28 protein-coding genes are annotated in these 26,407 nt (G+C 67.6%); 27 read left to right on the top strand and 1 reads right to left on the bottom strand.

Translation table 11 applies throughout. The annotated features are described in order from the left end of the window. Positions 1–182 precede the first annotated feature (182 nt). Together rplK and rplA are read left to right on the top strand one after the other, a co-directional pair. A complete protein-coding gene (gene rplK, locus FHS13_RS14625) occupies positions 183–611 on the top strand; it encodes a 50S ribosomal protein L11 (RefSeq protein ID WP_184292439.1) in 429 nt (142 codons plus the stop codon). A gap of 111 nt (positions 612–722) precedes the next feature. Continuing rightward, on the top strand, positions 723–1,400 hold the full coding sequence (gene rplA / locus FHS13_RS14630) for a 50S ribosomal protein L1 (RefSeq protein WP_184292440.1): 678 nt from the start codon (positions 723–725) through the stop codon (positions 1,398–1,400). 103 nt (positions 1,401–1,503) lie between these two features. Here the strand turns inward: rplA and FHS13_RS14635 are convergent, their stop codons facing one another. Next, entirely contained in the window at positions 1,504–2,352 is an 849-nt protein-coding gene (locus FHS13_RS14635) for an SCO4651 family lipoprotein (protein WP_184292441.1), read from the bottom strand. A gap of 447 nt (positions 2,353–2,799) precedes the next feature. Here FHS13_RS14635 and rplJ point away from each other — a divergent pair, with 447 nt between their 5' ends. From rplJ to rpsH, 25 genes are all read left to right on the top strand, one after another. After that, a complete protein-coding gene (gene rplJ / locus FHS13_RS14640) occupies positions 2,800–3,327 on the top strand; it encodes a 50S ribosomal protein L10 (protein ID WP_184292442.1) in 528 nt (175 codons plus the stop codon). Positions 3,328–3,427: 100 nt separating this feature from the next. Then, positions 3,428–3,814 carry a 50S ribosomal protein L7/L12 gene (gene rplL, locus FHS13_RS14645; RefSeq protein ID WP_184292443.1) on the top strand — a complete coding sequence of 129 codons (387 nt, stop codon included), beginning with the start codon at positions 3,428–3,430 and terminating at the stop codon, positions 3,812–3,814. 672 nt (positions 3,815–4,486) lie between these two features. Beyond that, the gene (gene rpoB / locus FHS13_RS14650; protein ID WP_184292444.1) at positions 4,487–7,954 is read left to right on the top strand and encodes a DNA-directed RNA polymerase subunit beta; all 3,468 of its coding nucleotides are present in this window, start codon (positions 4,487–4,489) and stop codon (positions 7,952–7,954) included. A 34-nt stretch (positions 7,955–7,988) separates the two neighbouring features. Then, positions 7,989–11,867 (top strand): DNA-directed RNA polymerase subunit beta', encoded by a 3,879-nt coding sequence (locus FHS13_RS14655; protein WP_184292445.1) that lies wholly within the window; start codon positions 7,989–7,991, stop codon positions 11,865–11,867. A gap of 127 nt (positions 11,868–11,994) precedes the next feature. After that, positions 11,995–13,863: a DUF4190 domain-containing protein gene (locus FHS13_RS14660; RefSeq protein ID WP_184292446.1), complete on the top strand. Its 1,869-nt coding sequence runs from the start codon at positions 11,995–11,997 to the stop codon at positions 13,861–13,863. Positions 13,864–14,342: 479 nt separating this feature from the next. Beyond that, complete coding sequence (gene rpsL, locus FHS13_RS14665; protein ID WP_013156106.1) at positions 14,343–14,714, top strand: 30S ribosomal protein S12; 372 nt, start codon at positions 14,343–14,345, stop codon at positions 14,712–14,714. Positions 14,715–14,716: 2 nt separating this feature from the next. Beyond that, complete coding sequence (gene rpsG / locus FHS13_RS14670; RefSeq protein ID WP_184292447.1) at positions 14,717–15,187, top strand: 30S ribosomal protein S7; 471 nt, start codon at positions 14,717–14,719, stop codon at positions 15,185–15,187. Positions 15,188–15,229: 42 nt separating this feature from the next. Beyond that, positions 15,230–17,344 carry an elongation factor G gene (gene fusA / locus FHS13_RS14675; protein WP_184292448.1) on the top strand — a complete coding sequence of 705 codons (2,115 nt, stop codon included), beginning with the start codon at positions 15,230–15,232 and terminating at the stop codon, positions 17,342–17,344. An 80-nt stretch (positions 17,345–17,424) separates the two neighbouring features. After that, positions 17,425–18,618, top strand: coding sequence for an elongation factor Tu (gene tuf / locus FHS13_RS14680; protein WP_184292449.1), 1,194 nt, complete (start codon positions 17,425–17,427; stop codon positions 18,616–18,618). Between the two features lie 252 nt (positions 18,619–18,870). Continuing rightward, entirely contained in the window at positions 18,871–19,179 is a 309-nt protein-coding gene (rpsJ, locus tag FHS13_RS14685; protein ID WP_014908366.1) for a 30S ribosomal protein S10, read from the top strand. A 12-nt stretch (positions 19,180–19,191) separates the two neighbouring features. After that, positions 19,192–19,842 (top strand): 50S ribosomal protein L3, encoded by a 651-nt coding sequence (gene rplC / locus FHS13_RS14690; protein ID WP_184292450.1) that lies wholly within the window; start codon positions 19,192–19,194, stop codon positions 19,840–19,842. Between the two features lie 3 nt (positions 19,843–19,845). Further along, on the top strand, positions 19,846–20,517 hold the full coding sequence (rplD, locus tag FHS13_RS14695) for a 50S ribosomal protein L4 (protein ID WP_184292451.1): 672 nt from the start codon (positions 19,846–19,848) through the stop codon (positions 20,515–20,517). Next, the gene (rplW, locus tag FHS13_RS14700; protein ID WP_184292452.1) at positions 20,514–20,804 is read left to right on the top strand and encodes a 50S ribosomal protein L23; all 291 of its coding nucleotides are present in this window, start codon (positions 20,514–20,516) and stop codon (positions 20,802–20,804) included. The genes rplD and rplW overlap by 4 nt, the downstream gene beginning before the upstream one ends. 56 nt (positions 20,805–20,860) lie before the next feature. Beyond that, positions 20,861–21,700, top strand: coding sequence for a 50S ribosomal protein L2 (gene rplB, locus FHS13_RS14705; protein WP_184292453.1), 840 nt, complete (start codon positions 20,861–20,863; stop codon positions 21,698–21,700). A gap of 12 nt (positions 21,701–21,712) precedes the next feature. Beyond that, a complete protein-coding gene (rpsS, locus tag FHS13_RS14710; RefSeq protein ID WP_184292454.1) occupies positions 21,713–21,991 on the top strand; it encodes a 30S ribosomal protein S19 in 279 nt (92 codons plus the stop codon). Positions 21,992–22,063: 72 nt separating this feature from the next. Then, positions 22,064–22,432: a 50S ribosomal protein L22 gene (rplV, locus tag FHS13_RS14715; RefSeq protein WP_184292546.1), complete on the top strand. Its 369-nt coding sequence runs from the start codon at positions 22,064–22,066 to the stop codon at positions 22,430–22,432. Continuing rightward, the gene (gene rpsC / locus FHS13_RS14720; protein WP_184292455.1) at positions 22,432–23,223 is read left to right on the top strand and encodes a 30S ribosomal protein S3; all 792 of its coding nucleotides are present in this window, start codon (positions 22,432–22,434) and stop codon (positions 23,221–23,223) included. The genes rplV and rpsC overlap by 1 nt, the downstream gene beginning before the upstream one ends. A 3-nt stretch (positions 23,224–23,226) precedes the next feature. After that, a complete protein-coding gene (gene rplP, locus FHS13_RS14725; protein ID WP_184292456.1) occupies positions 23,227–23,640 on the top strand; it encodes a 50S ribosomal protein L16 in 414 nt (137 codons plus the stop codon). Beyond that, positions 23,640–23,894 carry a 50S ribosomal protein L29 gene (rpmC, locus tag FHS13_RS14730; protein WP_184292457.1) on the top strand — a complete coding sequence of 85 codons (255 nt, stop codon included), beginning with the start codon at positions 23,640–23,642 and terminating at the stop codon, positions 23,892–23,894. Before rplP ends, rpmC begins: the two co-directional genes overlap by 1 nt. After that, complete coding sequence (rpsQ, locus tag FHS13_RS14735; RefSeq protein WP_184292458.1) at positions 23,891–24,157, top strand: 30S ribosomal protein S17; 267 nt, start codon at positions 23,891–23,893, stop codon at positions 24,155–24,157. Before rpmC ends, rpsQ begins: the two co-directional genes overlap by 4 nt. Positions 24,158–24,263: 106 nt before the next feature. After that, positions 24,264–24,632, top strand: coding sequence for a 50S ribosomal protein L14 (gene rplN / locus FHS13_RS14740; protein WP_075928301.1), 369 nt, complete (start codon positions 24,264–24,266; stop codon positions 24,630–24,632). Between the two features lie 3 nt (positions 24,633–24,635). Then, positions 24,636–24,941: a 50S ribosomal protein L24 gene (gene rplX / locus FHS13_RS14745; RefSeq protein WP_184292459.1), complete on the top strand. Its 306-nt coding sequence runs from the start codon at positions 24,636–24,638 to the stop codon at positions 24,939–24,941. Further along, complete coding sequence (gene rplE / locus FHS13_RS14750) at positions 24,941–25,516, top strand: 50S ribosomal protein L5 (RefSeq protein ID WP_184292460.1); 576 nt, start codon at positions 24,941–24,943, stop codon at positions 25,514–25,516. Before rplX ends, rplE begins: the two co-directional genes overlap by 1 nt. Before the next feature lie 13 nt (positions 25,517–25,529). Continuing rightward, positions 25,530–25,715, top strand: a complete 186-nt coding sequence (locus FHS13_RS14755) for a type Z 30S ribosomal protein S14 (protein WP_184292461.1) — start codon at positions 25,530–25,532, stop codon at positions 25,713–25,715. A gap of 282 nt (positions 25,716–25,997) precedes the next feature. Next, positions 25,998–26,396 (top strand): 30S ribosomal protein S8, encoded by a 399-nt coding sequence (rpsH, locus tag FHS13_RS14760; RefSeq protein ID WP_184292462.1) that lies wholly within the window; start codon positions 25,998–26,000, stop codon positions 26,394–26,396. Positions 26,397–26,407 lie beyond the last annotated feature (11 nt).

Consider the following 26,407-nt stretch of genomic DNA (forward strand, 5'->3'; position numbering starts at 1 on the left):
GCTTTCCGTGTCCCGGACAGGGACACCTCCCGGCCCGCCCGGTCCCGGCGGGCCGAGGGCCCCGCGGCCTGTCCGCGCGGGGCCGTCACCCTTCCCGCGGTGGTCGCCCGGCCGGTCAGGCCGTGCGGCGCGGCGGGAGGTCAGGGGCCGGTACACAACGCAGATCAGGCAAAGGACCCGATATGCCTCCGAAGAAGAAGCTTGCCGCACTCGTCAAGGTGCAGCTCCCGGCCGGCCAGGCCACCCCGGCGCCGCCCGTCGGTACCGCTCTCGGTCCGCACGGCGTCAACATCATGGACTTCTGCAAGCAGTACAACGCTGCCACGGAGTCCCAGCGCGGCAACGTCATCCCCGTCGAGATCTCCATCTACGAGGACCGTTCCTTCAGCTTCGTCACCAAGACGCCTCCGGCGCCGAAGCTGATCCTCAAGGCCGCCGGCCTGGACAAGGCCGCCGGTGAGCCGGGCCGCAGCGCGGCCGGCTCCATCACGGCCGACCAGGTCCGCGAGATCGCGCAGACCAAGCTGCCCGACCTCAACACCGACGACGTCGAGGCTGCCGCCAAGATCGTCGCCGGCACCGCCCGCTCGATGGGCATCGAGGTCAAGTAGCCTCGTGCGGTCGCACGGCCCCGGCACGGGGCGGGGCGGCCGGCATCCACGACACCGAAGTGGCAGGGCCAGGCGCTGGCCCACCGACCACATGTTCCACGGGAGAACAGCGTGAAGCGCAGCAAGAACCACCGCAAGGCCAGTGAGCTGGTCGACCGCGAGAAGCTCTACAGCCCCTCCGAGGCCGTGAAGCTGGCCAAGGAGACCTCCACCGTCAAGTTCGACGCGACCGTCGAGGTCGCCCTGCGCCTGGGCGTCGACCCGCGCAAGGCCGACCAGATGGTCCGCGGCACCGTGAACCTGCCGAACGGCACCGGCAAGACCGCTCGGGTCCTGGTCTTCGCGACCGGTGAGCGTGCCGAGCAGGCCAAGGCCGCGGGCGCCGACCTCATCGGCGACGACGAGATGATCGAGAAGGTCTCCAAGGGCTTCACCGACTTCGACGCCGTCGTCGCGACCCCGGACCTCATGGGCAAGGTCGGCCGTCTGGGCCGCGTCCTCGGCCCGCGCGGCCTCATGCCCAACCCGAAGACCGGCACGGTCACCCCGGACGTGGCCAAGGCCGTGACCGACATCAAGGGCGGCAAGATCGAGTTCCGCGTGGACCGCCACGGGAACCTGCACTTCATCATCGGCAAGGCCTCCTTCTCGGAGGAGAAGCTGCTGGAGAACTACCAGGCCGCGATCGACGAGGTCCTGCGCCTCAAGCCGTCCGCCGCCAAGGGCCGCTACATCAAGAAGGCCGTGATCACCACGAGCATGGGCCCGAGCATCCCGCTCGACGCCTGAGTCCTCCGGCCTCCCGCCCCGGCGGGTCGCGGTTGAGAACGAGAGCGGCCCCCGGTTCCGTCGGAACCGGGGGCCGCTTCGCGTGTACGGGAGGAGTGGCGCCTCAGGCGGCCAGGTCGCCGATCTGGTCGTCGGCCGGAACCTCGAAGGAGGTGCTGCCGACGGAGGAGAACTCGATCCATGCCTGGGACGCGGAGTCGGCGAACTCGATGCGCATCGGGAAGCCGTCCTCGCTCACCCACAGGCGGCAGGGCACGTCCTCGCCGGGGGTCGGGAGGAAGACCGCACTGACCGCGCTGCGCTCCTCCGCGCTCAGGGCCTCGAACTCGGCGGAGGTGAGGATGCCCGCGACGATGGTGGTGTCGACCCCGTCGATCTGCTCCTCACCCGACTCCTCCACCTGCTCGAGGCCGGCGAAGACGTCGGTGATCAGGGGGAGCTGGTTGACGTCGAAGGCACCGGTGATGTCGGAGGCCGTGCCGCTGTCGCCGTCGCGCACCCACGGGGATTCCCCGTAGACGCCGTACGGGTTGGCGATGAGGGCCTCCTGGCCCTCGGGGATGAGGACGGTGGTGGTGGCGAGTTCCTCCTCGGTGACGCCCTCGGGAAGCCCGCCGCCCAGGGCGAAGAGGCCGGCCATCGCCTCGCCGATCTCCGGCATGTACACGCTGACCTGGACGGCCGCGGGGTCGTCCATGACCGCGTAGGTCATGGAGATGGAGGTCTCGCCCTCCGTGGCGTCCTGGGCGGTGCCCTCGAGTTCGAAGGTGTAGCTGGTGACTTCCTGGGTGTTCTCGGTCAGGCTGCCCAGGAGGTCGGAGAGGCTGTCACCGGCGGCCTCGGTGGCCTCGACCGGGGCCTCGGTGGTCTCGTCGGGGGCGTCGCTCCCACAGGCGGTGAGGGAGAGGGCGAGGGCACCGGCAGCGATCATGGCCGGCAGAGAGGTCTTCAAGGGGGAATTTCTTTCTTCTGTAGGGGGAGGGCACGAGGACAGGCAGGTGCCCGTAGGAGGAACATGGTGCCACGTACCTCCGACATACGGGATGATTTTTCGCTTTTCGGGTGGAGCATCGTGCCTTTTGATGCGGTTCTGCGATTCCGAGGTGACCGAACCCACCCCGCCCTTTCCAGGGGAGGAGCGGACACCTCCCGGGGTCGGGTACGATGGGTTCTTGCCGAAGACCGCTGGTCGTCACCCGCTCGGGTGACCTAAGGACCCATCCGCGATGGGCGCCCGCGCAGGTGTCACAAGAGCTTTCCCGTCCTCCGCGCGCCTCCGGGTGCGCACCCAGGACGCGGTCGTGCCCCGTGCGCCTCGCGCTCGGGGCTTTTTCTCGTGCTGACGCCGATCGCGAGGGTCCTTGGGAGCCAACCAGCGTTCACTGTTGGAAGGAGTCCCATGGCGAGGCCGGACAAGGCAGCCGCGGTCGCCGAGCTCGCGGAGGAGTTCCGCGGGTCCAGCGGCGCCGTGCTGACCGAATACCGGGGGCTCACTGTGGCTCAGCTCACCGAGCTGCGCCGTAGCCTCGGCCAGACCGCGCGTTTTCGCGTCGTCAAGAACACGCTGACCAAGCTGGCCCTCAAGGAGGCCGGTGTCGAGGCGCAGATCGACGATCTTCTCGTCGGCTCGTCCGCCATCGCCTTCGTCCACGGAGACGTGGTCGAGGCAGCCAAGGGTCTGCGTGACTTCTCGAAGGCGAACTCGCCCCTGGTGATCAAGGGCGGCATCATCGACGGCAAGTCGATGAGTGCCGAGGACGTCACCAAGCTGGCCGACCTGGAGTCCCGAGAGGTTCTTCTCTCGAAGCTGGCAGGCGCGCTCAAGGCCAAGCAGGGCCAGGCCGCCGCCCTCTTCCAGGCGCTTCCCTCCAAGGCCGTGCGCCTCGCGCAGGCCCTGGCGGACAAGCGCTCCGAAGAAGCTGCCTGAACCATTTGAACCACGCCGGGCGCCGTGTCGGCGCCCGTCCCCTGGCTCGCACGCGAGGCCGACAGGCGCGCGTGTCCTGTAGAGAAAGAGAGATCGCACCATGGCGAAGCTCAGCAACGAGGACCTGCTTGCCGCGTTCGAGGAGATGACCCTCCTCGAGCTCTCCGAGTTCGTCAAGCTCTTCGAGGACAAGTTCGACGTCACCGCCGCTGCTCCGGCCGCTGTCGTCGCCGCCGCCCCGGGTGGCGGCGGTGCCGCCGCCGAGGCCGAGGAGCAGAGCGAGTTCGACGTCGTCCTCGAGGCCGCCGGCGACAAGAAGATCCAGGTCATCAAGGAGGTCCGCGGCCTCACGAGCCTGGGCCTCAAGGAGGCCAAGGACCTGGTCGACAACGCTCCGAAGGCGCTGCTCGAGGGCGTCAACAAGGAGACCGCGGAGAAGGCCAAGGCCGCCCTCGAGGGCGCCGGCGCCACCGTCACCCTCAAGTAGTCCCGCACGGGCCGCAGAAGCCCGCTGACTGCGCCGAGCGGCCGTTCCACCTCCGGGAGGGACGGCCGCTCCGTCGTGTCCGCAGTGGTTCCCCTCCCGGATCTGTGCGAAGCTGGTCCCCGTCCGGAAGGAAATCGAGACCGGACCGCGCGTGCGAACTGTCCCCCGGACACGGTAATCTCCCCTCCCGGGAAGCTTGACCGGCTTCTGCGGAAGGGTTTACCCGTCTGGTGCGGGGGAATCCTTCGAATGTCCGCCCGGTCACAGTTCCCCAGGGGCCAGGGCACGCAGTCCCCCTCCCGGCGAGGTCCGCACCGGCCACGGCAGTTCGCGCGAGCCGCCGCAGCCGATCCGGGTCGGCCGTCCCCGCGGGAAGGTGGGACCGGGTGAGGGCTTGACGGATCGCTCCGCACGGGTGATCCTGCCGGTGTCGTGAGTGCTGCTGTGGACCATGAGTGGACAGCGGTGTAGTCTTCGGCTACACTGCTCTTTTGCGCTGCCCTTTGGTGATCCCTGTCCCGGTGTGCGACTGCCGACCATGCCCGCGTGGTCTGGACACGGTAGCTCGCCCCGCCCGATGTGACCGTCTCAACCGCGTTGCGGCGGTCCTTCTCGTGACGGATCGTCTGGCGTGCGCGCTTCAACCGCCACAAGCCTTCGGAAGGACCCCTGTTGGCAGCCTCGCGCAACGCCTCCGCTAACGCCCTTGGTCCGAACCGCGTTTCCTTCGCCCGTATCAAGGAACCGCTTGAGGTTCCCAACCTGCTCGCCCTGCAGACCGAGTCGTTCGACTGGCTGCTCGGCAACGAGAAGTGGAAGGCCCGGGTCGAGGAGGCCCGGAACGCCGGCCGTAAGGACGTTACGGAGCAGTCCGGTCTCGAAGAGATCTTCGAGGAGATCAGCCCGATCGAGGACTTCTCGGGCACGATGTCCCTGTCTTTCCGCGACCACCGTTTCGAGCCGCCCAAGAACTCCGTCGACGACTGCAAGGAGCGGGACGCCACCTACTCCGCGCCGATGTTCGTCACGGCCGAGTTCATCAACAACGACACGGGCGAGATCAAGAGCCAGACGGTGTTCATGGGCGACTTCCCGCTCATGACCGACAAGGGCACCTTCATCATCAACGGCACCGAGCGTGTCGTCGTCTCCCAGCTCGTGCGCTCCCCGGGTGTCTACTTCGACAAGTCCGTCGACAAGACCTCCGACAAGGACCTGTACGGCTGCAAGGTCATCCCGTCCCGCGGTGCCTGGCTGGAGTTCGAGGTCGACAAGCGCGACTTCGTCGGTGTCCGCATCGACCGCAAGCGCAAGCAGGGCGTCACCGTCCTGCTCAAGGCGCTCGGCTGGACCACCGACCAGATCCTGGAGCGCTTCGGCCAGTACGAGTCCATCCGCAACACGCTGGAGAAGGACCCGACGGCGGGCACCGACGACGCCCTCCTCGACATCTACCGCAAGCTGCGCCCCGGTGAGCCGCCCACGAAGGAGTCGGCCCAGGCGCTGCTGGAGAACCTCTACTTCAACCCCAAGCGCTACGACCTCGCCAAGGTCGGCCGCTACAAGATCAACAAGAAGCTCGGCCTCGACACCGAGTACACGCAGGGCACGCTGACCGAAGAGGACATCGTCGCCACCATCGACTACCTCGTGCGCCTGCACGCGGGTGAGGTCGAGCACGAGACCGTGCTCGGCACCCTCCCGGTCGAGGTCGACGACATCGACCACTTCGGCAACCGCCGCCTGCGCACCGTCGGCGAGCTCATCCAGAACCAGGTCCGCCTGGGCCTGGCCCGTATGGAGCGCGTCGTCCGCGAGCGGATGACCACCCAGGACGTCGAGGCGATCACGCCGCAGACCCTGATCAACATCCGCCCCGTCGTGGCCTCCATCAAGGAGTTCTTCGGCACCTCGCAGCTGTCGCAGTTCATGGACCAGACCAACCCCCTGGCGGGTCTGACCCACAAGCGCCGCCTCTCGGCGCTGGGGCCGGGCGGTCTGTCCCGTGAGCGCGCGGGCTTCGAGGTCCGCGACGTGCACCCCTCGCACTACGGCCGCATGTGCCCGATCGAGACCCCCGAGGGTCCCAACATCGGTCTCATCGGCTCCCTCGCCGCCTACGGACGGGTCAACGCGTTCGGCTTCGTGGAGACCCCGTACCGCAAGGTCGTCGACGGCCGCATCACCGACCAGGTCGACTACCTCACCGCGGACGAGGAGGACCGCCAGGTCATCGCGCAGGCCAACACGCCGCTGAACCCGGACGGCACCTTCGCCGAGTCGCGCGTCCTGGTCCGCCGCAAGGGCGGGGAGTTCGAGCAGGTCGGCATCGACGAGGTCGACTACATGGACGTGTCGCCGCGCCAGATGGTGTCGGTCGCCACCGCCATGATCCCCTTCCTGGAGCACGACGACGCCAACCGCGCGCTCATGGGCTCCAACATGCAGCGCCAGGCCGTGCCGCTGCTGCGCGCCGAGGCGCCGTTCGTCGGCACCGGCATGGAGTACCGCGCCGCCACCGACGCCGGCGACGTCATCCTCGCGGAGAAGGCGGGTGTCGTCGAGGACGTCACCGCCGACTACGTCACCGTGATGGCCGACGACGGCACGCGCAAGACCTACCGCCTGCACAAGTTCGAGCGCTCCAACCAGGGCACCTGCTTCAACCAGCGCCCGATCGTGGTCGAGGGACAGCGGGTCGAGGAGCGCCAGGTCCTGGCCGACGGTCCGTCCACCGACCAGGGCGAGATGTCGCTGGGCAAGAACCTCCTCGTGGCGTACATGTCCTGGGAGGGCCACAACTACGAGGACGCGATCATCCTCTCCCAGCGCCTGGTGCAGGACGACGTCCTGTCCTCGATCCACATCGAGGAGCACGAGGTCGACGCCCGCGACACCAAGCTGGGCCCGGAGGAGATCACCCGCGAGATCCCCAACGTCAGCGAGGAGGTCCTGGCCGACCTCGACGACCGGGGCATCATCCGGATCGGCGCCGAGGTCGTGGACGGCGACATCCTCGTCGGCAAGGTCACGCCCAAGGGCGAGACCGAGCTGACCCCCGAGGAGCGCCTGCTGCGCGCCATCTTCGGCGAGAAGGCCCGCGAGGTCCGCGACACCTCCCTGAAGGTGCCGCACGGCGAGAGCGGCAAGGTCATCGGCGTCAAGGTGTTCAGCCGCGAGGAGGGCGACGAGCTCGCTCCCGGTGTGAACGAGATGGTCCGCGTCTACGTGGCCCAGAAGCGCAAGATCACCGACGGCGACAAGCTCGCCGGCCGCCACGGCAACAAGGGTGTCATCGCCAAGATCCTCCCCCAGGAGGACATGCCCTTCCTGGAGGACGGCACCCCGGTCGACATCATCCTCAACCCGCTGGGCGTGCCCGGCCGCATGAACGTCGGCCAGGTCCTCGAGGTCCACCTCGGCTGGCTGGCCAAGAACGGCTGGGTGGTCGAGGGGATGGAGGAGGAGTGGCAGAAGTCGCTCCACGAGATCGGCGCGGCCGAGGCCGAGCCGGGCTCCAAGGTCGCCACGCCGGTCTTCGACGGCCTGCACGGCGACGAGCTCAGCGGCCTGATCAGGTCGGTCCGCCCCAACCAGGACGGCAACCGCCTCGTCAACGAGGACGGCAAGGCCAAGCTGTACGACGGCCGCACCGGTGAGCCCTTCGCCGAGCCGATCTCCGTCGGCTACAAGTACATCCTCAAGCTCCACCACCTCGTGGACGACAAGATCCACGCGCGCTCGACCGGCCCGTACTCCATGATCACCCAGCAGCCGCTGGGCGGTAAGGCGCAGTTCGGCGGTCAGCGCTTCGGTGAGATGGAGGTCTGGGCCCTGGAGGCCTACGGCGCGGCCTACGCCCTCCAGGAGCTGCTCACCATCAAGTCCGACGACGTGGTGGGCCGGGTCAAGGTCTACGAGGCCATCGTCAAGGGCGAGAACATCCCCGAGCCGGGCATCCCTGAGTCCTTCAAGGTGCTCATCAAGGAGATGCAGTCGCTCTGTCTGAACGTGGAGGTGCTGTCCAGTGACGGTATGTCCATCGAGATGCGGGACAGTGACGAGGACGTCTTCCGCGCGGCGGAGGAACTGGGAATCGACCTGGGCAGGCGTGAGCCGAGCAGTGTCGAAGAGGTCTAACTTCCGCATCCTTCGAGAGCAGGGGACGAATTAAGTGCTCGACGTCAACTTCTTCGACGAGCTGCGCATCGGTCTGGCCACGGCCGACGACATCCGCCAGTGGTCGCACGGCGAGGTCAAGAAGCCCGAAACCATCAACTACCGGACCCTCAAGCCCGAGAAGGACGGCCTCTTCTGCGAGAAGATCTTCGGTCCGACCCGGGACTGGGAGTGCTACTGCGGCAAATACAAGCGTGTCCGCTTCAAGGGCATCATCTGTGAGCGCTGCGGCGTCGAGGTGACCCGTGCCAAGGTGCGCCGTGAGCGGATGGGCCACATCGAGCTGGCCGCTCCGGTCACGCACATCTGGTACTTCAAGGGCGTGCCCTCCCGTCTGGGCTACCTGCTGGACCTGGCGCCGAAGGATCTCGAGAAGATCATCTACTTCGCCGCCTACATGGTCACGTGGGTGGACACCGACGCCCGTGAGCGCGACCTCCAGTCCCTGGAGGCGCGGATCTCGGTCGAGAAGCAGCACATGGAGCAGCGCCGCGACTCCACCATCGAGGACCGGCACCGCAAGCTCGAGGCCGACCTGGCCGAGCTCGAGGAGCAGGGCGCCAAGGGCGACGCCCGGCGCAAGGTGCGCGAGGGCGCGGAGCGCGAGATGCGCCAGCTGCGCGACCGCGCCCAGCGTGAGATCGACCGCCTCGACGAGGTCTGGAACCGCTTCCGCAACCTCAAGGTCCAGGACCTCGAGGGCGACGAGATGCTCTACCGCGAGATGCGGGACCGCTTCGGCAAGTACTTCCGCGGCGGCATGGGCGCCCAGGCCATCCAGGACCGGCTCGCCAACTTCGACCTGGACGAGGAGGCCGAGAAGCTCCGCGAGATCATCCGCACCGGCAAGGGCCAGAAGAAGGCCCGCGCCCTCAAGCGGCTCAAGGTCGTCTCGGCGTTCCTCAACACCCGCAACAGCCCGATGGGCATGGTGCTGGACTGCATCCCGGTCATCCCGCCGGACCTGCGTCCGATGGTGCAGCTGGACGGTGGCCGCTTCGCGACCTCCGACCTCAACGACCTGTACCGCCGTGTCATCAACCGCAACAACCGCCTCAAGCGGCTGCTCGACCTCGGTGCGCCCGAGATCATCGTCAACAACGAGAAGCGGATGCTGCAGGAGGCCGTCGACGCGCTGTTCGACAACGGCCGCCGCGGCCGCCCCGTCACGGGGCCGGGCAACCGTCCGCTCAAGTCGCTGTCCGACATGCTCAAGGGCAAGCAGGGCCGCTTCCGCCAGAACCTGCTCGGCAAGCGCGTCGACTACTCCGGCCGTTCGGTCATCGTCGTCGGCCCCCAGCTGAAGCTGCACCAGTGCGGTCTGCCCAAGCAGATGGCCCTGGAGCTCTTCAAGCCGTTCGTGATGAAGCGCCTGGTCGACCTGAACCACGCGCAGAACATCAAGAGCGCCAAGCGGATGGTGGAGCGGTCCCGCCCCGTGGTGTGGGACGTCCTCGAAGAGGTCATCACCGAGCACCCGGTTCTGCTCAACCGCGCCCCGACGCTGCACCGCCTGGGCATCCAGGCCTTCGAGCCGCAGCTGGTCGAGGGCAAGGCCATCCAGATCCACCCGCTCGTGTGCACCGCGTTCAACGCGGACTTCGACGGTGACCAGATGGCCGTGCACCTGCCGCTGTCCGCCGAGGCCCAGGCCGAGGCGCGGCTGCTGATGCTGGCCACCAACAACATCCTCAAGCCGTCCGACGGCAAGCCCGTGACCATGCCCACCCAGGACATGATCATCGGCCTGTACTACCTGACGACGGAGAGGGCGGGCGCCGTGGGCGAGGGCCGCTCCTTCGCCTCGCCGGCCGAGGCCCTCATGGCCTTCGACCTCGGCGACCTCCACCTGCAGGCGCGCATCAAGCTGCGCATCTCCGACGGCGCTCCGACTCCCAAGGACTGGACGCCGCCGGAGGGCTGGCAGCCGGGTGACCCGTACCTGCTGGAGACCACCCTGGGCCGGTACCTCTTCAACGAGACCACCCCGGTCGACTACCCGTACGTCAACTACCAGGTGGGCAAGAAGCAGGTCTCGGCGCTGGTCAACGACCTCGCCGAGAACTACCCCAAGGTGCAGGTCGCCACGACCCTGGACGCCCTGAAGGACGCCGGGTACCGCTGGGCCACCCGCTCGGGCCTGACCATCGGTATCGAGGACGTCGTCGCGCCTCCGCGCAAGCACGAGATCCTCGAGGGCTACGAGCGCAAGGCCGACAAGATCCAGCGCGAGTACGACCGCGGTCTGATCACCGACGACGAACGCCGCCAGGAGCTCACCGAGGTCTGGACCCAGGCCACGGCCGAGGTCGCCCAGAACATGGAGGACAACTTCCCCGCCGACAACCCGGTGTGGATGATGGTCCAGTCGGGCGCCCGAGGAAACCCGATGCAGGTGCGCCAGATCGCGGGTATCCGCGGCCTGGTCTCCAACACCAAGGGCGAGACGATCCCGCGTCCGATCAAGTCCTCCTACCGTGAGGGCCTGTCCGTGCTGGAGTACTTCATCTCCACGCACGGTCAGCGCAAGGGTCTGGCCGACACCGCGCTGCGCACCGCCGACTCGGGTTACCTGACCCGTCGTCTGGTGGACGTCGCCCAGGACGTCATCGTCCGCGAGATCGACTGCGGCACGGACCGCTCGGTGTGGCACGAGATCGGTGAGAAGAACGCCGCCGGTGTCGTCGTGCGCAAGCACAACGTCGAGAACACCGGCTTCGGCCGCACCCTCGCCGAGGACGTCCACGACGCCGACGGCAACCTGGTGCTGCCCGCGCTGTCCGACACCTCCGAGCAGCACATCGACAAGCTGATCGCCGCCGGCATCACCCGGGTGCGCATCCGCTCGTCGCTGGTCTGCGAGGCGAAGATCGGCGTGTGCTCCACCTGCTACGGCCGCTCCATGGCGACCGGCAAGCCGGTCGACGTCGGTGAGGCGATCGGTATCATCGCGGCCCAGTCCATCGGTGAGCCCGGCACCCAGCTGACCATGCGTACCTTCCACATGGGTGGTTCGGCCGGTCAGGACATCACCCACGGTCTGCCCCGTGTCCAGGAGCTCTTCGAGGCCCGCATCCCCAAGGGTGTGGCCCCGATCTCCGAGGTCGAGGGACGGATCCGGATCGACGACACCGAGAAGAGCCGCAAGATCGTCGTCATCCCCGACGACGGCACGGACGAGATCGCCTACCCGGTCCCGATGCGTGCGCAGCTCCTCGTCAGCGAGGGCGACCACGTCTCGGTCGGCCAGCAGCTGATCCAGGGTGCGATCAACCCGCACGAGGTCCTGCGCATCCAGGGTCCGCGCGCGGTGCAGCAGCACCTGGTGTCGGAGGTCCAGGAGGTGTACAAGTCGCAGGGTGTCTCCATCCACGACAAGCACATCGAGATCATCGTCCGCCAGATGCTCAAGCGGGTGAACATCCTGGAGTCCGGCGACACCGAGCTGCTGCCGGGCGAGATGGTCGAGCGGCCGAAGTTTGAGCAGATCAACCGCCGCGTCGTGTCCGAGGGCGGCCAGCCCGCGGCCGGACGCCCGGTCCTGCTCGGTATCACCAAGGCGTCGCTGGCCACCGAGTCCTGGCTGTCGGCGGCCTCCTTCCAGGAGACCACCCGGGTGCTCACCGAGAACGCCATCCACGGCAAGAGCGACCCGCTGCTGGGCCTCAAGGAGAACGTCATCATCGGTAAGCTCATCCCGGCGGGTACCGGCATTCCGCAGTACCGCAACGTTCGGGTGGAGCCGACCGAGGAGGCGAAGGCCTCGATGTACTCGGTCTCGGGCTACGAGGAGCCGAGCGAGTACACCTTCGGGCAGGGCTCCGGTGAGGCCGTGCCGCTGGAGGAGTACGACTTCGGGCCGTACAACCGATAGTGCTGGTGTGAAGTGACGGCGGCGGCCTGCTGCTCCCTGGGAGAGGGGGCGGTGCCGCCGCCGTTCGCTGTCGAGGGTCCGCCTGTGGCGGACGGGAGAAAGGCGCCTGGGCGCCGGCGGGAGAAGCATGACCGAGAACAGCGGACGGGGCTCCGACGCTGAGGACTCGTGGTTCACACCCAGCGAGGACCGTTTCCGCAAGCAGGCGGAGTACGAGGACCCGCTCGAGGGGAAGCAGGAACAGGAGACGGTCTTCCCGGACAGCGGCGGCTATGCGGGGCTGAGTTCGTCGCGTCCGGCGCTGGCGGACCCCTATCCGGAGGCCCTTGGCGGCCCTCCGGCGGCGCCTGCGACACCACCGGCGCCGCCGAACCCCCTCTCCTACCCGGGGGCGAGCGCGGCGGCCTACCAGCCGCTCAGCCGCTTCGACGACCTGGAGGAAGAGCCCCGGTGGCCCGAGAGCCGCGAGGAGGAGAAGCCGGAGGCGGCGCCCGCACCGGAGCGGGAGGAGCGGGAGGAGCAGGCCGTCGCGGACGAGCCCCGCTGGGTCGACGTCCCCGAGCCCGGAACCCTCACCGGAAGCCACCCCATGGTGGGCGCGGACCCCGCACCGGCCCCGGAGGGACCGGCGCCGGAGGAACGCGAGACGAGCTGGCACGACGTGCCCCTGCCCGGAACGGCCGACGAGGGCCGCGGAAGCGGCACCTGGGACACGGGCGCCTCCTCTTGGGACGACACCCGCGGCCCCGGTGACACCGGGGGCCGGCAGGACACCTGGGCCCCGGCGGAGGAGGCGGCTCCCGCCGGGCGCGAGCCGTGGGGCGACGGCTACGGCGACGAGCTCTCCGCACCGCCCGCGAGCGGCAACACCTGGGCCTTTGAGCGCGACGACCCCCGTCTTCCGGAGGTCGTGCGCGAGGCCGAGCGGCGTCGGCGCGAGGAGCGCGAGGAGGCGGCGTCCGGCCCCGACACCGGTGAGCTGTCGGCCGCGGTGCCCACCTCCGACGACCCGCTGGCCGCGATCGCCGACATGCAGTCGCGGGCCCGGGCGATGGAGGAGGACGACCCCCTCGGCCACGAGGGCTCCTATGCCGACCGGGACCTCGCCTCGGGTGGCGACGGCTTCCGGGGCGGACACCGGGGCTCCCACAGGGCCGACCACGGGAACGCCTACGGCGAGCCCTACGGTGGCCAGGACTCCTACCGGGACCGGGGCGCCTACGGGGACGGGGACACCTACGGTGGCCAGGACTCCTACGAGGAGCCGGACGCCTACGGCGACCGGGGCGCCTACGGTGGCCAGGACTCCTACGAGGAGCGGGACACCTACGGTGAGCCCTACGGCGAGCAGGACGGGTACGGCGACCGGGGCGCCCACGGTGATCCCTACGGAGCCGGCGTCCGCGGCGGCCTCCACGAGGAGGACGATCCTCTCGGCGGGGAGCCCCGCGACCCCTACGGCGCCTACACCGGGAACGGCCTCCACGGGAACGAGGACGGCGGGTCCGGCCGCGTCTCCCCGGCGTCCACCGCACCCGGGTTCGCGGACGGGGACGACGAGGACCCCGGAGAGGCACAGGGGGCGGAGGAGTCCGAGTACGACGACGGCTTCACCCCGGCCGACTACGGCATGCCGGTCCAGCCGAGGAAGCGCAGGCGGGACCGGATCACCGAGGACTTCCCCGGCTTCGAGGACCGGCCGCCGGGCGGCGAGCTCGGTGACGCCTACCCCGGATACGACAGCATCGAGGGCCTCGCCGACACCGAGCGGGGTGCCCTGGTCACCATGTGGCTGGGCGTCGCCTCCCTGATCCCGGTGATCGGTGCGGTCACCGCCCTGGTCGCGCTCCTGGTCACGGGGCCCAAGGCCAAGAAGGCGATCCGGGAGTCGCGCGGCGAGCTGGACGGCCACGGGCTGATCGCGATCGGCACCGGCCTCTCGGGACTCGGCATCGCCGTCACCGTGATCTCCGTCGCGCTCTGGCTGATCCTGTAGCACATGGGCCCGCTCCCCTGTGACAATGGTCTGCGGGGGAGCGGGCGCACAGCCGGAAGAACCCGCCGGGCAGGACTTGCGAGGGTCCGCCCCGGTGGAAAGCGGAAGCGAAAACACTCCGGAACGGCGTAGACTGGTGGTGACCCACGGCTATGCTGGGACCGGTTCCACGGTTCTTGCGATGTCGCACGCCGTTTTGCTCCGCAGAGGGGTGACGCGGTAGCCTGTGTGATTGTGCCCGTGAGTCAACGGGTCGCACGTGTGTGTGCGGCGCCCGGTCGGAGAGACCTGCGGCGTGAGGCGCACGTGAACCCTCTCCCGTGAATCGGCCCCAGACGGGTGTCCTTTCCTCTTTGCCGTGTGCGAGAGCAAGCGCGACACGCCCGACCTCGGGGGTCGGGGGAGATTCGGGAAATCAGCAGGTCAATAGCGATACGGCTACGAGAACCGGCGTAGGTCACGAGGAAGACGGAGACGCGGTGCCCACCATCCAGCAGCTGGTCCGTAAGGGCCGACAGGACAAGGTCGCAAAGAACAAGACCCCGGCGCTGAAGGGGAGTCCTCAGCGGCGCGGTGTGTGCACGCGCGTTTACACCACCACGCCCAAGAAGCCGAACTCCGCCCTGCGCAAGGTCGCTCGCGTCAAGCTGAGCAGCCAGATCGAGGTCACGGCCTACATTCCCGGCATCGGCCACAACCTCCAGGAGCACAGCATCGTGCTCGTGCGCGGTGGTCGTGTGAAGGACCTGCCGGGCGTCCGTTACCGCATCGTCCGCGGTTCGCTCGACACCCAGGGTGTCCGCAACCGCAAGCAGGCGCGTAGCCGTTACGGCGCCAAGAAGGAGAAGTAAGCATGCCGCGCAAGGGCCCGGCGCCGAAGCGCCAGCTCATCACCGACCCGGTCTACGGCTCGCCGCTCGTCACCGCACTGATCAACAAGGTGCTGCTCGACGGCAAGCGCTCCCTCGCCCAGAGCGTCGTCTACGACGCCCTGGAGGGAGCCCGCGAGAAGACCGGCCAGGACCCGCTCGTCGTTCTCAAGCGAGCCCTGGACAACGTCAAGCCCGCGCTCGAGGTCCGCAGCCGCCGCGTCGGTGGCGCGACCTACCAGGTTCCGGTCGAGGTCCGCGCCTCCCGGTCCACCACTCTGGCCCTTCGCTGGCTGGTCTCCTACTCGCGTCAGCGCCGTGAGAAGACCATGACCGAGCGTCTGATGAACGAGCTGGTCGACGCCAGCAACGGTCTGGGCGCCGCTGTCAAGAAGCGCGAGGACACGCACAAGATGGCCGAGTCCAACAAGGCCTTCGCCCACTACCGCTGGTAACCCTGCGGTTGTATCGCATTAAACCGAGGGAAGACGAGCCTCATGGCTGCTAAGAACGTTCTTGACCTGGCCAAGGTCCGCAACATCGGGATCATGGCCCACATCGACGCGGGCAAGACGACCACCACCGAGCGGATCCTGTTCTACACGGGTGTCAACCACAAAGTCGGCGAGACGCACGACGGCGCCTCGACGATGGACTGGATGAAGGAAGAGCAGGAGCGGGGTATCACCATTACCTCGGCTGCCATCACCACCTCGTGGAACGACACGACGATCAACATCATCGACACGCCTGGTCACGTCGACTTCACGGTCGAGGTCGAGCGTTCGCTGCGTGTTCTCGACGGCGCTGTCGCGGTCTTCGACGCCAAGGAAGGCGTCGAGCCCCAGTCCGAGCAGGTGTGGCGCCAGGCCGACCGCTACGGCGTGCCGCGTATCTGCTTCGTCAACAAGATGGACAAGATCGGTGCCGAGTTCCAGCGCTGCGTGGACATGTTCCGCGACCGCCTGGGCGCCAACGCCATGCCGATCCAGCTGCCCATCGGCGCCGAGAGCGACTTCAAGGGTGTCATCGACCTCATCCGCATGAAGGCCTACGTCTGGAACGACGAGGCCGCGCTCGGCGAGATGTACGACACGGTCGAGATCCCCGAGACCCACGCAGAGGCCGCGCAGGAGGCTCGCGACCAGCTCCTCGAGACGCTGGCCGACGCCGACGACGAGATCATGGAGATGTACCTGGAGGGGCAGGAGCCCACCCTGGAGCAGCTCGTCCCGGCCATCCGGCGCGCGACCGTCGCCGGCAAGGCCGTTCCCGTCGTCTGCGGCACCGCCTTCAAGAACAAGGGCGTCCAGCCCCTGCTCGACGCGATCGTGGAGTTCCTGCCCTCGCCGGCGGACGTCGAGGCCATCGAGGGCCACGACCCCAAGGACGAGACCGAGGCCACCACGCTCGAGCGCAAGCCGAGCTCGGACGAGCCCTTCTCCGCGCTGGTCTTCAAGATCATGAGCGACCCGCACCTGGGCAAGCTGTCCTACGTGCGCGTCTACTCGGGTGTCCTGCAGGCCGGTACCCAGGTGCTCAACAGCATCAAGGGGCGCAAGGAGCGCGTGGGCAAGGTCTACCGCATGCACTCCAACAAGCGCGAGGAGATCGGCTCCGTCGGCGCCGGCGACATCGTCGCGGTCATGGGTCTGAAGGACACCACCACCGGTGAGACCCTCTGCGACCCCTCGAACCCGATCGTCCTGGAGTCCATGACCTTCCCGGACCCGGTCATCGAGGTCGCGATCGAGCCGAAGACCAAGAGCGACCAGGAGAAGCTGGGCACGGCGATCCAGCGCCTGGCCGAGGAGGACCCCTCCTTCCAGGTGGCCACGGACGACCAGACCGGCCAGACCGTCATCTCGGGCATGGGCGAGCTCCACCTCGAGGTCCTCGTCAACCGCATGCGCGAGGAGTTCAAGGTCGAGGCGAACATCGGTAAGCCCCAGGTGGCCTACCGCGAGACCATTCGCAAGAAGGTCGAGGGCCACGTCTACACCCACAAGAAGCAGACGGGTGGTTCGGGCCAGTTCGCCAAGGTCAAGATCAACATCGAGCCCCTCGAGGCCGAGGGCGGCGACGCCAAGGGCTACGAGTTCGTGGACTCCGTCACCGGTGGCCGTGTGCCGCGGGAGTACATCCCCTCGGTCGACGCCGGCTGCCAGGAGGCGGCGGAGCTGGGTGTGCTCGCGCACTACCCGCTCGTCGGTGTCAAGGTGACCCTGGTCGACGGCCAGTACCACGAGGTCGACTCCTCCGAGATGGCCTTCAAGACGGCCGGTTCCATGGCCTTCAAGGAGGCCGTCCGACTGGCCAAGCCGACTCTCCTGGAGCCGGTCATGGCCGTCGAGGTCACCACTCCCGAGGAGTACATGGGCGATGTCATCGGTGACCTGAACTCCCGCCGTGGACAGACCCAGTCCATGGACGAGCGTTCGGGTGTCCGGGTCATCAAGGCCCTCGTGCCCCTCTCCGAAATGTTCGGCTACGTGGGTGACCTGCGCAGCCGTACGCAGGGTCGAGCCAACTACTCGATGGTGTTCGACTCCTACGCGGAGGTTCCGTCCGCTGTCGCCCAAGAAATTGTGGCGAAGGTTCGCGGCGAGTAGCCCCGAACACGTAACCGGCCCGCCCTTCCGACTCGCGGAGGGCGGGCACCAGATAGCTCTGTACGTCTAGGAGACATCCAGTGGCGAAGGAAAAGTTCGAGCGGACTAAGCCGCACGTCAACATCGGCACCATCGGTCACATTGACCACGGCAAGACCACGCTGACCGCAGCCATCAGCAAGGTGCTGCACGACGCGTTCCCCGACCTGAACCCGTTCACGCCGTTCGAGGACATCGACAACGCTCCTGAGGAGCGCGAGCGCGGCGTCACCATCTCGGTCTCGCACATCGAGTACCAGACCGAGAGCCGCCACTACGCCCACGTCGACTGCCCCGGTCACGCCGACTACGTGAAGAACATGATCACGGGTGCGGCGCAGATGGACGGCGCCATCCTGGTCGTGGCCGCCACCGACGGCCCGATGCCGCAGACCAAGGAGCACGTGCTCCTGGCCCGCCAGGTCGGCGTGCCCTACATCGTGGTGGCCCTGAACAAGGCCGACATGGTGGACGACGAGGAGATCTTCGAGCTCGTCGAGCTCGAGGTCCGCGAGCTGCTCAGCGAGTACGAGTTCCCCGGTGACGACATCCCCGTCACCCGGGTCTCCGCGCTCAAGGCCCTCGAGGGCGACCCCGAGTGGGGTAAGACCGTCCTGGAGCTCATGGGCACCGTGGACGAGTACATCCCCGAGCCCGAGCGTGACACGGACAAGCCGTTCCTCATGCCGATCGAGGACGTCTTCTCCATCACCGGTCGTGGCACCGTCGTCACCGGTCGCATCGAGCGCGGCATCGTCAACGTCAACGAGACCGTCGACATCGTCGGTATCAAGGACGAGAAGCAGACCACCACGGTCACCGGTGTCGAGATGTTCCGCAAGCTGCTCGACCAGGGCCAGGCCGGCGACAACGTCGGTCTGCTCCTGCGCGGCATCAAGCGCGAGGACGTCGAGCGCGGCCAGGTCGTCATCAAGCCGGGTACGACCACCCCGCACACCGAGTTCGAGGCCCAGGTCGTCATCCTGTCCAAGGACGAGGGTGGCCGCCACACGCCGTTCTTCAACAACTACCGCCCGCAGTTCTACTTCCGCACCACCGACGTCACCGGTGTCGTGACGCTGCCGGAGGGCACCGAGATGGTCATGCCCGGTGACAACACCGCCATGACCGTCCAGCTGATCCAGCCGGTCGCGATGGAAGAGGGTCTGAAGTTCGCCATCCGCGAGGGTGGCCGGACCGTGGGCGCCGGTCGCGTCACGAAGATCATCAAGTAGTGCACGAGGGGCGGTTCCCTCCACGGGAGCCGCCTCCAGGTGGTGGGGGGGCCGCCCGAAAGGCGGCCCGCCCACCACAACGAGAAGACGTCATCGGGCTCTGTGGCGGTGGCGCACCGCAGGGGCAAGCCCTGTTGCGGTTTCTCAAGGGAATAGGGGCTCACGGCACTGTGGCGGTCATCCGCCCGGCCTGGGCGTCTGTGACCGGACATCCACCGTTACGGACACTGAAGCGAAGGACGAACAGGCCACATGGCGGGACAGAAGATCCGCATTCGGCTAAAGGCCTATGACCACGAGGTCATCGACAGCTCGGCGAAGAAGATCGTCGAGACCGTGACGCGAACTGGCGCACAGGTCGCGGGCCCGGTGCCGCTGCCGACGGAGAAGAACGTTTACTGCGTCATCCGATCGCCGCACAAGTACAAGGACTCGCGCGAGCACTTCGAGATGCGCACGCACAAGCGGCTGATCGACATCATCGACCCCACGCCGAAGACGGTTGACTCGCTGATGCGTCTCGACCTCCCGGCGGGCGTTGACATCGAGATCAAGCTTTAAGGACGCACAGACATGGCCACCAAGCAGATCAAGGGAGTTCTGGGCGAAAAGCTCGGCATGACCCAGGTCTTCGACGACACGGGCAAGGTTGTCCCCGTGACGGTTCTGAAGGCCGGTCCGTGCGTCGTGAGCCGCATCCGGACTCCGGACACCGATGGCTACTCCGCCATCCAGCTCGGCTACGGGCAGATCAACCCGCGCAAGGTCAACAAGCCCCTGGGCGACTACCTGCGCCGGCACGAGCTGACCCCGCGCCGCCACTACGTCGAGGTCCGCACCGCCGACTCCAGCGAGTACACGCTCGGCCAGGAGATCAGCGCGGACGTCTTCGAGAGCGGCCAGAAGGTCGACGTCACCGGCAAGAGCAAGGGCAAGGGTTTCGCGGGTGTGATGAAGCGCCACGGCTTCCGTGGTCTCTCCGCCTCGCACGGTACCCACCGTACGCACCGCGCTCCCGGCTCCATCGGCGGCTGCGCCACGCCCGGCCGCGTTTTCAAGGGCATGAGGATGGCCGGGCGCATGGGCAACGTGCGCAAGACCGTCCAGAACCTGACCGTTCACTCCGTGGACGCGGAGAAGGGCCTCATCCTGGTCAAGGGTGCAGTTCCCGGCCCCAACGGCGGTCTGGTGCTCGTCCGCACCGCTGTGAAGGGGGACAAGTAAGCCATGGCCCAGATCGAGGTCAAGAACCCCGAGGGCGGCGCCAAGGGCAGCGTCGAGCTGCCGGAGAGCGTCTTCGCCCAGAAGGTCAGCATCCCGCTGATCCACCAGGTCGTGAACGCCCAGATGGCCGCCGGCCGCCAGGGCACCCACGCCACGAAGACCCGCGGTGAGGTCCGGGGCGGCGGCCGGAAGCCGTACCGCCAGAAGGGCACCGGCCGGGCTCGCCAGGGCTCCATCCGCGCCCCGCAGTACACCGGCGGCGGCACGGTCCACGGCCCCCAGCCGCGGGACTACAGCCAGCGGACCCCGAAGAAGATGAAGGCCGCCGCCCTGCGCGGTGCCCTCTCGGACCGGGCGAACCACGGCCGCATCCACGTCATCAGCCACTTCGTGGCCGAGGACGCCGACACCAAGCTCACGCAGACCGCTCTGAAGGCGCTGCGCCAGGTGACCGAGTCCGACAAGGTCCTGGTCGTCCTGGCCCGCGAGGACGAGCACAACCGGCGTGCCCTGCGCAACCTCGAAGAGGTGCACATCCTCGACGCGGACCAGGTGAACACCTACGACGTCCTCTACTCGGACGACGTGGTCTTCACCGAGGCGGGCTACGCCGAGTTCCTGGCTCACGCGTCCGGCGCCTCCAAGGCCGCCGAGTCCGAGGAGGACGACCAGTGAGGATCGCTGACCCCCGGGACATCATCATCGAACCGGTGATCTCGGAGAAGAGCTACGGGCTCATGGACGAGAACAAGTACACGTTCATCGTCCGCCCCGACGCCAACAAGACCCAGATCAAGATCGCCGTCGAGCAGATCTTCGAGGTCAAGGTCACCGGCGTGAACACGATCAACCGGAAGGGCAAGCGCAAGCGCACCCGCTTCGGCTACGGGAAGCGTCCCGACACCAAGCGCGCGATCGTCAGCCTTGCCGAGGGCGACCGGATCGACATCTTCGGTCGGTAGTCCTCCGGGCCTGACCGCCACACCTCTAGTAACTCGTAAAGGAATGCGCGAAGAAGATGGGCATTCGTAAGTACAAGCCGACGACGCCGGGTCGTCGCGGCTCCAGCGTGAGCGACTTCGTCGAAATCACGCGCTCGGAGCCGGAGAAGTCCCTGGTGCGTCCGCTCCACTCGAAGGGCGGCCGCAACGGCCACGGCCGTATCACCGCCCGCCACCAGGGCGGCGGCCACAAGCGCGCCTACCGCGTCATCGACTTCCGTCGCCACGACAAGGACGGCGTGCCGGCCAAGGTCGCTCACATCGAGTACGACCCCAACCGCACCGCTCGTATCGCGCTGCTGCACTACGTGGACGGCGAGAAGCGCTACATCCTGGCACCCGCCGGTCTCAAGCAGGGCGACAAGGTCGAGAACGGCCCCCAGTCCGACATCAAGCCCGGCAACTGCCTCCCGCTGCGCAACATCCCCACGGGTACGTTCGTGCACGCGGTCGAGCTGAAGCCGGGTGGCGGTGCCAAGCTGGGCCGCTCCGCCGGCAGCCAGATCCAGCTCCTGGCCAAGGAGGGCAAGTACGCCACGCTGCGCATGCCCTCCGGTGAGATGCGCATGGTCGAGGTCACCTGCCGCGCCACCGTGGGCCAGGTCGGCAACGCCGAGCAGTCCAACATCAACTGGGGCAAGGCCGGCCGGTCCCGCTGGAAGGGCAAGCGCCCGACCGTCCGCGGTGTCGTGATGAACCCGGTCGACCACCCGCACGGTGGTGGCGAGGGCAAGACCTCGGGCGGCCGCCACCCGGTCAGCCCCTGGGGCAAGAAGGAAGGCCGGACCCGGGCCAAGAACAAGGCCAGCGACAAGCTGATCGTGCGGCGTCGGCGTAGCGGTAAGAAGAAGCGGTAAGGAGCACGTCTGATGCCACGTAGCCTTAAGAAGGGCCCGTTCGTCGACGACCACCTTCTCAAGAAGGTGGAAGCGCAGAACGAGGCGAACACCAAGAACGTCATCAAGACGTGGTCCCGGCGGTCCATGATCGTCCCGGAGATGATCGGCCACACGATCGCCGTCCACGACGGTCGCAAGCACGTTCCCGTGTTCGTGTCCGAGTCGATGGTCGGCCACAAGCTCGGCGAGTTCGCTCCCACGCGTACTTTCCGTAGCCACGTCAAGGAAGACCGCCGTAGCCGCCGTTAGCGGTTGCAGCAGGAATAAGAACCATTTCTCCACGGTGAGTGGAGATGAATTTCCGTGAGCGAGGGAAAAGCGATGGGAACGAGGGCACAGGCACGGTTCGTCCGTGTTACGCCCCGGAAGGCCCGCCGGGTGGTGGACCTTATTCGCGGGTTGCCCGCTGACGAGGCACAGGCGGTGCTCCGGTTCGCGCCCCAGGCGGCGAGCGAGCCTGTTGGCAAGGTGCTGGCCAGTGCCATCGCCAACGCTGAGCACAACGACAAGCTGGACCGCGAGACTCTGGTCGTCGAGGGCGCGTGGGTGGACGAGGGTCCGACCCTCAAGCGCATCCGTCCCCGGGGCTTCGGTCGCGCCTTCCGTGTCACGAAGCGCACGAGTCACATCACCGTGGTCGTCGCTGAGCGCTCGGACGCCTCGTCCAAGACGAAGGAAAGGACCCGATAGTGGGACAGAAGGTTAACCCGCACGGGTTCCGTCTCGGCATCACCACCGACTTCAAGAGCCGCTGGTACGCCGACAAGTCCTACAAGGACTACGTCAAGGAAGACGTCGCGATCCGCCGGATGCTGACCCGCGGCATGGAGCGCGCGGGCATCTCCAAGGTCGAGATCGAGCGCACCCGCGACCGCGTCCGCGTCGACGTCTACACCGCCCGGCCGGGCATCGTCATCGGCCGCCGCGGCGTGGAGGCCGACCGCATCCGGACCGACCTCGAGAAGCTGACCGGCAAGCAGGTCCAGCTCAACGTCTTCGAGGTCAAGAACCCGGAGATCGACGCGCAGCTGGTCGCCCAGGGTGTCGCCGAGCAGCTGAGCAGCCGCGTGGCCTTCCGCCGCGCGATGCGCAAGGCGATGCAGAGCGCGATGAAGAGCGGTGCCAAGGGCATCCGCATCCAGTGCGGTGGCCGTCTGGGCGGGGCCGAGATGTCCCGCTCGGAGTTCTACCGCGAGGGCCGGGTTCCGCTGCACACGCTGCGCGCCGACATCGACTACGGCTTCTTCGAGGCCCGTACGACGTTCGGCCGGATCGGCGTCAAGGTGTGGATCTACAAGGGCGACGCCCCGGTGACCCGCGCCGAGCGCGAGGCCGCCCAGGCCGCGCAGCGCACCGCCGGTGGCGGCCAGCGCCGCGAGCGCCCGCAGCGCCGCCGCCGTGGCGGTGGCGCCGGCGGCGGCCCGCAGCAGAGCGCCGAGGCGAAGGCCCCGGCCGAGTCCGCTCAGCCCGAGGGGAACTGACCAGTGCTTATTCCTCGTAAGGTCAAGTACCGCAAGCAGCACCACCCGGACCTGCGTGGCAAGGCCAAGGGCGGCACGACCGTCAGCTTCGGTGAGTACGGCATCCAGGCCCTGGAGCCGGCGTACGTCACCAACCGGCAGATCGAGTCCGCTCGTATCGCCATGACGCGTCACATCAAGCGCGGCGGAAAGGTGTGGATCAACATCTTCCCCGACCGCCCGCTGACCAAGAAGCCCGCCGAGGTCCGCATGGGCTCCGGCAAGGGCTCGCCCGAGTGGTGGGTCGCTCCGGTCAAGCCGGGGCGCGTGATGTTCGAGCTGTCGGGCGTGCCCGAGGACGTGGCCAAGGAAGCCATGCGCCGTGCGATGCACAAGCTCCCGATGAAGTGCAAGTTCGTTAAGCGGGAGGGGGAGTGATGGCCAAGTCCGTGACTGCCCAGGAGCTCCGCGACAAGTCCGTCGAGGACCTGGTCGCCCAGCTCAAGGAAGCCAAGAGTGAGCTCTTCAACCTCCGCTTCCAGGCTGCCACCGGCCAGCTCGACAACCACAGCCGTCTGCGCACCGTGAAGCGCGAGATCGCCCGGATCTACACGATCCTGCGTGAGCACGAGCTGGGGATCGCCCCGCTGTCTGGTGAGTCGGCGCAGGAGTCCAAGGAGGCTGCCGAATGAGTGACAACCAGACACGTAACTACCGCAAGACCCGTGAGGGCTACGTCGTCAGCGACAAGATGGACAAGACCGTCGTCGTCGAGGTCGAGGACCGGGTCAAGCACGCGCTGTACGGCAAGGTCATCCGTCGGACGACCAAGTACAAGGCGCACGACGAGGCGAACTCCTGCGGCGTCGGTGACCGCGTCCGTGTGATGGAGACGCGGCCGCTCTCCGCGACGAAGCGTTGGCGCGTCGTGGAGATCCTGGAGAAGGCTAAGTAACCCCAGCCTGTCGGTGGCCGGCACCCGTTGTCGGCCACCGGCGCGAGGGGTGCAGACCACCTAGCCGTGCGGCAGTGGACCGCACGCATCCATATCAGGAGCAGACGTGATTCAGCAGGAGTCGCGACTCAAGGTCGCCGACAACACGGGTGCCAAGGAGATCCTTACCATCCGTGTTCTCGGTGGCTCGGGTCGGCGCTACGCCGGGATCGGTGACACCATCGTCGCCACGGTGAAGGACGCCCTGCCTGGCGCGGGAGTCAAGAAGGGCGACGTCGTCAAGGCCGTTGTCGTGCGCACCGTCAAGGAGCGCCGCCGGCCCGACGGCTCCTACATCCGCTTCGATGAGAACGCTGCCGTGCTCATCAAGGACGGTGGGGACCCGCGAGGCACCCGTATCTTCGGCCCGGTCGGCCGTGAGCTGCGGGACAAGAAGTTCATGCGCATCATTTCGCTTGCGCCGGAGGTGCTGTAGGCGATGAAGATCAAATCTGGCGACGAGGTCATCGTCATCGCCGGCAAGGACAAGGGAGCCACCGGCAAGGTCGTCAAGGCCATGCCGAAGGAAGACCGTGTCGTCGTCGAGGGCGTCAACCTGGTCAAGAAGCACAGGAAGGCCAACCCGGCGGGCGGCCAGCAGGGCGAGGTCGTCACCAAGGAGGCCCCGATCCACGTGAGCAACGTTGCGCTCGTGGAAGACGGCAAGGCCACCCGGGTCGGCTACCGCTTCGAGGAAGACGGAACCAAGGTTCGGGTCTCCCGCCGCACCGGTAAGGACATCTGATGACGGTTACCAACGACATCACCGCCCCTCCGATGCCGCGGCTCAAGGAGAAGTACCGCAACGAGATCGTTTCGGGCCTCCGGGACGAGTTCGGCATCGCCAACATCATGCAGGTCCCCGGCCTGACCAAGATCGTGGTCAACATGGGCGTGGGCGAGGCTGCCCGGGACGCGAAGCTGATCCAGGGCGCGGTCGCCGACCTGTCGGCGATCACCGGCCAGAAGCCGCGGATCAACCGGGCGAAGAACTCCATCGCGCAGTTCAAGCTGCGCGAGGGACAGCCGATCGGTGCCAGCGTCACGCTGCGCGGCGACCGGATGTGGGAGTTCCTCGACCGCCTGCTCTCGCTGGCCCTGCCCCGTATCCGGGACTTCCGAGGACTTTCCCCGAAGCAGTTCGACGGGAACGGCAACTACACCTTCGGGCTGACCGAGCAGGTCATGTTCCACGAGGTGGACCCGGACAAGGTCGACCGTGTGCGTGGGATGGACATCACCGTCGTCACCACCGCGACCACCGACGACCAGGGCCGCAGCCTGCTCAAGCGGCTCGGTTTCCCGTTCAAGGAAGCCTGAGGGGTAAGCACACATGGCTAAGAAGGCGCTGATCGCCAAGCAGCAGCGGAAGCAGAAGTTCGCTGTTCGCGCGTATACTCGATGCTCGCGGTGCGGCCGCCCCCGCGCCGTCTTCCGGAAGTTCGGCCTGTGCCGCATCTGCTTCCGCGAGATGGCCCACCGGGGCGAGCTGCCCGGTATCACCAAGTCGAGCTGGTAGCTTGCGGCGGGGCCGGCCCGCGACCGCTCCCCCCAGGGGGCACGAGAAGCCGGCCCCACCGAGGTGCGACCGCTCGCATCCTCACAGCAGTGCCCGCGCGACCGCGGAAGCGGTCCGCGGTCCGCTACATCCAACCATCAGGGCACGGCAGTCCCGAGAGGGACCGCGGTGCCCACGACCACGCCGAAGGTCCGTTGTGCGTCCCAGGGCAGGAGCCCCGCAGGGAACAGGCTTTGGGAAGGCCTGCACTCGGAAACCGCGGTGAGGAAGGGCCAGTCGGCCATGACAATGACCGACCCGATCGCAGACATGCTGACGCGTCTGCGCAACGCGAATTCGGCGTACCACGACAGTGTGTCGATGCCGTATTCCAAGATCAAGGCGCACATCGCCGAGGTCCTCCAGCAGGAGGGCTTCATTCAGGCCTGGCGCAGCGAGGACGCCCCCGTGGGCAAGAACCTCGTCCTGGACCTGAAGTACGGCCCCACCCGGGAGCGTTCGATCGCGGGCATCCGCCGGGTCTCCAAGCCCGGTCTGCGGGTGTACGCCAAGAAGGAGAACCTGCCGCGGGTGCTGGGCGGCCTCGGCGTGGCCATCATTTCGACGTCCGGCGGCCTGATGACCGACAAGCAGGCCAAGAAGCACGGCGTTGGCGGCGAAGTCCTCGCCTACGTCTGGTAACAGGGAGAGAT

The organism is Nocardiopsis algeriensis (genome assembly GCF_014203695.1).
GTDB lineage: Bacteria > Actinomycetota > Actinomycetes > Streptosporangiales > Streptosporangiaceae > Nocardiopsis > Nocardiopsis algeriensis.